The organism is Monashia sp. HAY1-5C, from assembly GCF_056755255.1.
The window spans coordinates 50,773-58,120 of record NZ_JBPGXG010000006.1 but is presented as its reverse complement, the minus strand read 5'-3'; the positions used below and the strand labels follow the sequence as shown (position 1 = coordinate 58,120).

The following is a 7,348-nucleotide window of genomic DNA, read 5'->3' as shown; positions in this document are numbered from 1 at the left end:
TCCGTCGTCGGCAGCGTCAGATGTGTATAAGAGACAGGCCGAGCTGCTCGGCTCGGCCAACATGGAGCGGCTCGTCGAGGACCTCAGCGAGCGGTTCGACTACGTCCTCATCGACGCTCCCCCGCTGCTGCCGGTCACCGACGCGGCGGTGCTGAGCACGATCGTCGACGGCGCCATCGTCGTCGTCGGTGCGGGCGTGGCCCAGCGCGAGCACGTGCGCCGCGCCCTCGAGTCGCTCGAGGCCGTCAACGGCTCGATCCTCGGCCTCATCCTCAACCGCGTCCGCGCCAAGGACGGCGGCGCCGGCTACGGCACCTACGAGTACGACTACCGGCCCGAGAGCGAGCGCCAGCGCGCCAAGGACCGCTCGGGACCGCGTCGGTTCCGCCGCCCGGTCGCCACCGACGAGGAGACGGTCGGCCTGGTGACCCCGCGCCCGACGAGCGGCGCCGCGCCGGCCCGCCAGGCCGCCGTGGGGTCGCCGCCCGCCCACGCCGTCCAGGGGCCCGAGCCGCAGGCCGGGGCCCCGCAGCAGTACCCGACGGACGCGCCGGCCCGTCCGGCCGACTCGATCTACCGCTGAGGCTCCGTCGGCTCACGGGTCATCCGTCCGGTGGGGCGACCGGGGGGCGACCGGGCGGGTCGCCGGGCCGCGCTCGCCGAGGCGGTTCGGCTGGCCCCCGCGTCAGCCGACGGTCCGCGACGATCCGACGACTGCGGCCAGCGTGATGAGCACCGCGTCGAGGTGCTCCTCGATGCGGGCGAACGCCTCCTCGTGGGTGCGGACGGAGCGGCCGTAGGGGTCGACGACGTCGACCTCGCCCGGGTCGCGCGGGGCGACGGTCCCGCGGGCGGCCGCGGCCTCTGTGACGACCTGGTCCAACCACGGCTGTGCCGGCACGATGGGCCGCCAGGAGTTGGATCCCCGGCACAGGTCCGCGAAGTCGCCGAGGGCGAAGCACCGTCGCATCGACGCGGGGCGCAGGCGAGCCACCTCGCCGCGTTGGACCCGTGTCATCGTCAGGACGAGGTCGGCGCCCTCGAGCAGCTGTGGCGTGACCTGACGGGCGCGGAAGTCGGTGACGTCGGCCCCGAGCCGACGCAGCTGCTCCCGTGTCTCGTCCTCGATGCCGGAGCCGACCACGGCACCGGTTCCTGCGCTCTCGATCCGCACGCCCGCATCGGGCAGCAGCTGTCGGAGCCGACGCTCGGCGTACGGCGATCGACAGATGTTGCCGGTGCAGACGAAGAGGATGCCGCGGGTCTGAGGGGTGGCCCCGAGCATCTGTACCCCCAAGGTCTCGTGTCCAACAGGTCTACCGCTCGATCGTATGCGGCGTTCCTGTGACAACCCGGACAGAACCGGCATTCACGTCGATGTCACGCAAAGGTCAACTAGCCGAAAGTGTGAGGCTCGCGGCGTCCGGCGCTCGGAGGCCCCGCTCCTAGGGACGGCCGCACTGCCGGTGCGGGCGGGCTCTGCGTTCCATCTTGGCCGCCGTCGGTGTTGCATGGTTTCGGGTTAGCGCCGGCGTTTCAGATACCGTTCTCACCCATTGCATGGAATGAATCGGGCATTCCAGACATGTCGAGTTTAATTGGCGCCCAACGAAACTCAAGTTTGTTATTTCCACGGACGAAAAGTCCCAATGCGATCTACCTTTGTCGCACGTCGAGTCGCTGGGGGGCGAGGTTCTCGACGGTCACGGGGAGGGGACCCACCATGTCTATGCGCCGACTTTTTGCTGCCTCGGCGGCCGCGATCACGATCCTGGCTGCGGGGGCACCGGGGAGCCAGTTCCGAGCCGCCGAGGCGACGACCCTCGAATCAGTCGACACCGCTGTGGCGTCGGCCGTCAGCACCTCCGGCACCGCGACCCAGTTGGCGCTCGATGAGCGTTACCTGCAGTCTGGCGACGCTCCGGCGGTGGTCGATGCGCGCGTGGGCCCGACACTCGCAGCGCCAGCGTCTGGGGACAGCACGAGCGCCCTGAACGCGTTCCTGTCTGCGTCCGCGCCCCGCGGCGTGAAGCGCTTGATTGGCTCGTTCTCTGTCTCAGGCGGCTTGACTGTCCCAGCCGGGGTGTATCTCGACGCCTCCCAGGCCACCATCACCCAGACGACCTCGAACGTCGTCACCCTCACCCTCGGCGCCGGAGCCACCCTGTTCGGTGGGCAGGTCATCGGCAAAGGTACCGACTACGTCGCCGGCAGCTCCCCGCTCGCCATGGGCGTCTCCGTGGCCGCCAACGACGTCACGATCTCCCAGACCCGGTTCACCAACTTCTCTGGCGCGGCAATTCGGCTCACCCACACCACCGGCGTGCGGATCGTCGGCGTCACCATCGTCGGCGTCGGCTCGGGCCTCATCCGCTCCGGCGTTGGCTCCCCTGGCTTTGGAATACTTCTCAACGGCGGTAACTCCTTCGTTGGAATCAGCGACGTAGACATCTCCGAAACCTCCCAAGGCATCATCGGCTCGCTCACCGACACGCACGTCACCCTCGCTGGCTCGCGTATCCACCAGATCCGCGGACAACATGGGGTGTACCTGCAGAACGGCACGGGAGTGAACATCACCGGCCTCGATCTGCGATCGATCCCCTTGAACGGGCTGAAGATCCAACTGTCCGTGTCCAGCGCTGCGGACTCGCTTGCGACGTCAATCTCCGGGGTCACGGCCGACTCGTGCGGGGATGTCGCCGTCAGCCTCAACAACACGGCCGCTGACCTCAGATCGGCGAAGAAGTTCCGGGCAGTCACGATCTCAAACATCACGGCCACGAACTGCGGACGCGGGATTTATCTCGGATCGGTGCGAGGCGGCACCATCAGCAACATCGCGGTCTACAACTGCTCCCTCGACGGCCTGACCATCCTGGACAGTCACGACATCGAGGGCACGGCGCTCGTCGTCGACACCTGCGGGCGCATCGGCCTGCGCTTGACGTCCTCGACCGGCTCCAGCCAGGACCGGGTCAGCCTCGCGGGCGTCCGCATCCACAACGCCGGGAACAATAACGTCGCGAGAAACATCTACGGCGTGTACATCGCACAGGGCTCGAACATCACCCTCGACGGGCTCGTCGTCACCGCCACCAACAGGTTCATGCAGTACGGCCTTTTCCTCGCCTCCACGGTCGCGAGGGACCAGCGGACGTTTGCGCTGCGAAACGCCGACCTGTCCGGCGACACGGGCTCCTCAGCTCGGTTCCAGTATCCGAGGACCACCGTCAAGGATTGGAGCAACAATCGGATGACGGGGAAGCCGACGTTCAAGCCGACGGGCGTGTCCGCCGTGGTTGCGGTGCCGTAGCTCCCTTGGCGCACATCCGCGGCGGCGAGCGGTCTGGGGCCCTGTGGGGCGTTTCTTCCTGCGGCCGGCCTCACCAGGCGGTACTGGCGCGCCGGCCCATGCCGCGGTAGTCCCAGCCGGCGTCGGACCACGCCTGCGGGTCGAGGACGTTGCGCCCGTCGATGACGCGCGGCACGGCCACGAGCGTCTTGGCGCGGGCCGGGTCGAGCTCGACGTAGTCCTGCCATGCGGTGAGCAGGATGACGAGCTCGGCGCCGCCGAGCGCCTCCTCGGCGGTGTCGACGATGTGCAGGTCCGGACGCATCCGGCGCACGATGCCCGACGCTGCGGGGTCGGTGGCCACGACGTTCGCGCCGCGGCCCCAGAGGCGTCCGGCGATGTCAAGGGCCGGCGAGTCGCGCACGTCGTCGCTGTCGGGCTTGAAGGTCAGGCCGAGCACGGCGACCTTGACGCCGACGAGGCGGCCGCCGGCCATCTCCGAGGCGAGCTCGACGGCATGGTCGCGGCGGCGCATGTTGATCGAGTCGACCTCGCGCAGGAACGTCAGCGACTGGTCGACGCCGAGCTCGCCGGCGCGGGCCATGAAGGCGCGGATGTCCTTGGGCAGGCACCCGCCACCGAAGCCGATGCCGGCCTGGAGGAACTTCGCGCCGATGCGGTCGTCGTGGCCGATGGCCTCGGCGAGCTTGGACACGTCGGCTCCGGCGACGTCGCACAGCTCGGCCATCGAGTTGATGAACGAGATCTTCGTCGCGAGGAAGGAGTTGGCGGCGACCTTGACGAGCTCTGCCGTCGGGTAGTTGAGCAGCAGCCGCGGCGTCTCGGCGGCGATGATCGGTGCGTACACCTCGTCGAGGACGGTGCGGCCGAGCTCACCCCGCTCCACGTCGTCGGGCAGGCCGTAGACGACGCGGTCGGGGTGCTGGGTGTCCTTGACGGCGAAGCCCTCGCGGAGGAACTCGGGGTTCCACACGACGACGGCGTCGAGGCCCGCGGCGGCGAAGCGGTCGGCCATGGCCTGGGCGGTGCCGACGGGGACCGTCGACTTGCCGACGACGACGATCGGGCCCTCCGGGTGCGGCTGGGCGTTGGCGATGATGTCCTCTACGGCGGACCACACGTAGCTCATGTCCGCGGCGTAGCTGCCCCCGCGCTGCGGCGTACCGACCGCGATGAAGTGGACGCGCGCGTCCGCCAGGAGCGACTTGTCGGTGGTGAAGACGAGCGTGCCGGCGTCGACGCCCCGGCGCAGCAGCGGCGCCAGGCCCGGCTCGTGGAAGGACGGGATGCCCGCGGCGAGCCTCTCGATCTTCTCGGGCTCGACGTCGACCCCGACGACGTCGTGGCCGAAGTCGGCCATGCACGCGGCGTGGACCGCGCCGAGGTATCCGCATCCGATGACCGAGATCTTCACGCCGGGCAGCATATCGAGGGGTGGGAAACGGCAGGTGGCCGCAAGGTTTCGGCCCCTTCGTTACCCTCGCCCCATGCGCGTCCTCGTCACCGGTGGTGCCGGCTTCATCGGCTCGAACTTCGTCCTTCGGGCGCGCGAGACGCGTCCCGACTGGACCGTGTCCGTGCTCGACGCCATGACCTACGCGGCCAACCGACGCTCCCTCGCCCCGGTGCTGGCCGACCTCGGCGGCGACGGGTCGGTGGAGCTCGTCGAGGGCTCGGTGGCCGACGCGCCGCTCGTGGACCGGCTCGTGGCCGACCACGACGTCGTCGTCCACTTCGCGGCCGAGTCGCACAACGACAACTCGCTCGACTCGCCGTGGCCCTTCGTCGAGTCGAACGTCGTCGGCACCTTCACGCTGCTCGAGGCGATCCGGCGGCACGACAGGCGGCTGCACCACATCTCGACCGACGAGGTGTACGGCGACCTCAAGCTCGACGACCACGAGCGGTTCACCGAGAGGACCCCGGTCAACCCGTCGTCCCCCTACTCGGCCACCAAGGCCGGCGCCGACCTGCTCGTGCGTGCCTGGATCCGCTCCTTCGGCATCAAGGCGACGGTCTCGAACTGCTCGAACAACTACGGACCCCGCCAGCACGTCGAGAAGTTCATCCCGCGCCAGGTGACCAACATCCTCGAAGGCGTCCGACCCAAGGTGTACGGGTCGGGCCTCAACGTGCGCGACTGGATCCACGTCGACGACCACAACGACGCGGTCATCGCCATCCTCGAGCAGGGCCGGCTCGGCGAGACCTACCTCATCGGTGCCGACGGCGAGCGCGACAACCTCGACATCGTCCGGATGCTCCTGGAGATCATGGGCCGGCCGGCCGACTGGTTCGAGCGCGTCGACGACCGGCCCGGTCACGACCTGCGCTACGCCATCGACGCGACGAAGCTGCGCCTCGAGACGGACTGGCGGCCGCGGTACGCCGACATCCGCGCGGGCCTCGAACAGACCGTCGAGTGGTACCGCGGCAACCCCGACTGGTGGCGGGCCGCCAAGGTCGAGGCCGAGCGCACCTACGCCAGGCTCGGCCGGTGAGCACCCCGCCCCACGCGGCAGAGGCGTCCGGTTCGGGGCGCGCGCTCGTGACCGGCGCCGGGGGCATGCTCGCCCACGACCTCGTCCCGGCGCTGCGGTCCGCGGGCTGGGTCGTCACGGCCCTCGGCCGGGCGGACCTCGACGTCACGGACCCCGCCCAGTGCCTGGCCGCCGTCGAGGGCCACGACCTCGTCGTCAACACCGCGGCGTACACGGCGGTCGACGCCGCCGAGACGGACGAGCCGCGCGCCTTCGCCGTCAACGCTGTCGGCGCGGCGAACGTCGCGCGGGCCTGCGCCCGCGGCGGTGCCCGCCTCGTGCACGTCTCCACCGACTACGTGTTCGACGGCAGCGCCACCGAGCCGTACACGGTCGACCACCCCGTGGCGCCCCGCTCCGCGTACGGGCGGACCAAGGCCGCCGGCGAGTGGGCCGTACGAGCGGTGTGCCCGCAGTCGTGGGTTGTTCGCACGGCTTGGCTCTACGGCGAGGGTGGTCCGAACTTCGTCTCGACGATGCTGCGGCTGGCGTCGGAGCGGGACACGGTCAGTGTGGTCGATGACCAGGTGGGCCAGCCGACGTGGACCGTCGACTTCTGCAATCTCATCCTCCGCATCGTCGGCGCCGGGGCTCCCTACGGCGTCCATCACGGCACGTCGAGCGGGCAGACGACGTGGTTCGGGCTGGCTCGCGCCGTCTTCGAGCTGGGTGGTCTGGACCCCGAGCGGGTGCTGCCGACGACCACCGCCGCCTTCCCCCGGCCTGCCCCTCGACCCGCCTGGAGCGTCCTGTCCCACGCGTCGCTCGGCGCCGCGGGTATCGCGCCGATCGGCGATTGGCGGGAGGGCCTGCGGGCCTTCCGGGCGTAATGTCCGCTTCATGGCGATGTGCACGTAGACTCTTGGTGCCGTCGACGAGGTAGATGGGGTTTCGGATGTTCGTGCACGACAGCGCAGACGTCGATGCCGACGCAGTGGTGGGTGACGGCTCGAAGGTCTGGCACCACGCACAGGTTCGCGAGCACGCAGTGCTGGGGCAGAACTGCGTGGTCGGACGAGGGGCGTACATCGGGTCGGGCGTCCGACTCGGCGACAACTGCAAGGTGCAGAACCACGCGCTCGTGTACGAGCCGGCCGTCGTCGCGAATGGTGTCTTCATCGGACCGGCCGTCGTCTTCACCAACGACCACTTCCCGCGTGCCATCGAGCCGGACGGTCGCCTGAAGTCAGCAGATGACTGGACGCCAGTCGGTGTGACCGTCGGTGAAGGCGCCTCCATCGGCGCCCGCGCCGTCTGCGTCGCTCCGGTCACCATCGGTCGATGGGCCATGGTCGCGGCGGGGGCCGTGGTGACGAGGGACGTCCCCGACTTCGCGCTCGTTGCCGGCGTCCCCGCCCGCCGGATCCGGTGGGTGGGCCGCGCCGGTGTGCCTCTCGAGCAGGATGCGGACGTTTGGCGTTGCCCGAGGACCGGGGAGACATACCGCGAGACCGACGGGGTCCTGTCCCCCACCCATTCCTGAGCACGAACA

7 protein-coding genes are annotated in these 7,348 nt (G+C 69.8%); 5 read left to right on the top strand and 2 right to left on the bottom strand.

What is annotated here, in order from left to right:
* Positions 1-583: tyrosine-protein kinase family protein (locus ACR9ZK_RS01960; protein ID WP_481339532.1), on the top strand; the 583-nt coding region annotated here is incomplete at its 5' end.
* A 102-nt stretch (positions 584-685) separates the two neighbouring features.
* Here the strand turns inward: ACR9ZK_RS01960 and ACR9ZK_RS01955 are convergent.
* The gene (locus tag ACR9ZK_RS01955) at positions 686-1,285 is read right to left on the bottom strand and encodes an arsenate reductase/protein-tyrosine-phosphatase family protein (protein WP_481339530.1); all 600 of its coding nucleotides are present in this window, start codon (positions 1,283-1,285) and stop codon (positions 686-688) included.
* A 438-nt stretch (positions 1,286-1,723) separates the two neighbouring features.
* Between ACR9ZK_RS01955 and ACR9ZK_RS01950 the strand changes: the two genes are divergently transcribed.
* Positions 1,724-3,316, top strand: a complete 1,593-nt coding sequence (locus ACR9ZK_RS01950) for a right-handed parallel beta-helix repeat-containing protein (protein WP_481339528.1) — start codon at positions 1,724-1,726, stop codon at positions 3,314-3,316.
* Between the two features lie 70 nt (positions 3,317-3,386).
* On the opposite strand, the gene ACR9ZK_RS01945 is transcribed toward ACR9ZK_RS01950, so the two are convergent.
* The gene (locus tag ACR9ZK_RS01945) at positions 3,387-4,730 is read right to left on the bottom strand and encodes a UDP-glucose dehydrogenase family protein (RefSeq protein WP_481339526.1); all 1,344 of its coding nucleotides are present in this window, start codon (positions 4,728-4,730) and stop codon (positions 3,387-3,389) included.
* A 73-nt stretch (positions 4,731-4,803) separates the two neighbouring features.
* Here ACR9ZK_RS01945 and rfbB point away from each other — a divergent pair, with 73 nt between their 5' ends.
* The 3 genes from rfbB (at position 4,804) to ACR9ZK_RS01930 (ending at position 7,339) form a co-directional block, all read left to right on the top strand.
* Positions 4,804-5,817 (top strand): dTDP-glucose 4,6-dehydratase, encoded by a 1,014-nt coding sequence (gene rfbB / locus ACR9ZK_RS01940; RefSeq protein ID WP_481339524.1) that lies wholly within the window; start codon positions 4,804-4,806, stop codon positions 5,815-5,817.
* Positions 5,814-6,686 carry a dTDP-4-dehydrorhamnose reductase gene (gene rfbD, locus ACR9ZK_RS01935; protein ID WP_481339521.1) on the top strand — a complete coding sequence of 291 codons (873 nt, stop codon included), beginning with the start codon at positions 5,814-5,816 and terminating at the stop codon, positions 6,684-6,686. Before rfbB ends, rfbD begins: the two co-directional genes overlap by 4 nt.
* Before the next feature lie 65 nt (positions 6,687-6,751).
* Positions 6,752-7,339 (top strand): acyltransferase, encoded by a 588-nt coding sequence (locus tag ACR9ZK_RS01930; RefSeq protein ID WP_481339518.1) that lies wholly within the window; start codon positions 6,752-6,754, stop codon positions 7,337-7,339.
* Positions 7,340-7,348: the final 9 nt, after the last annotated feature.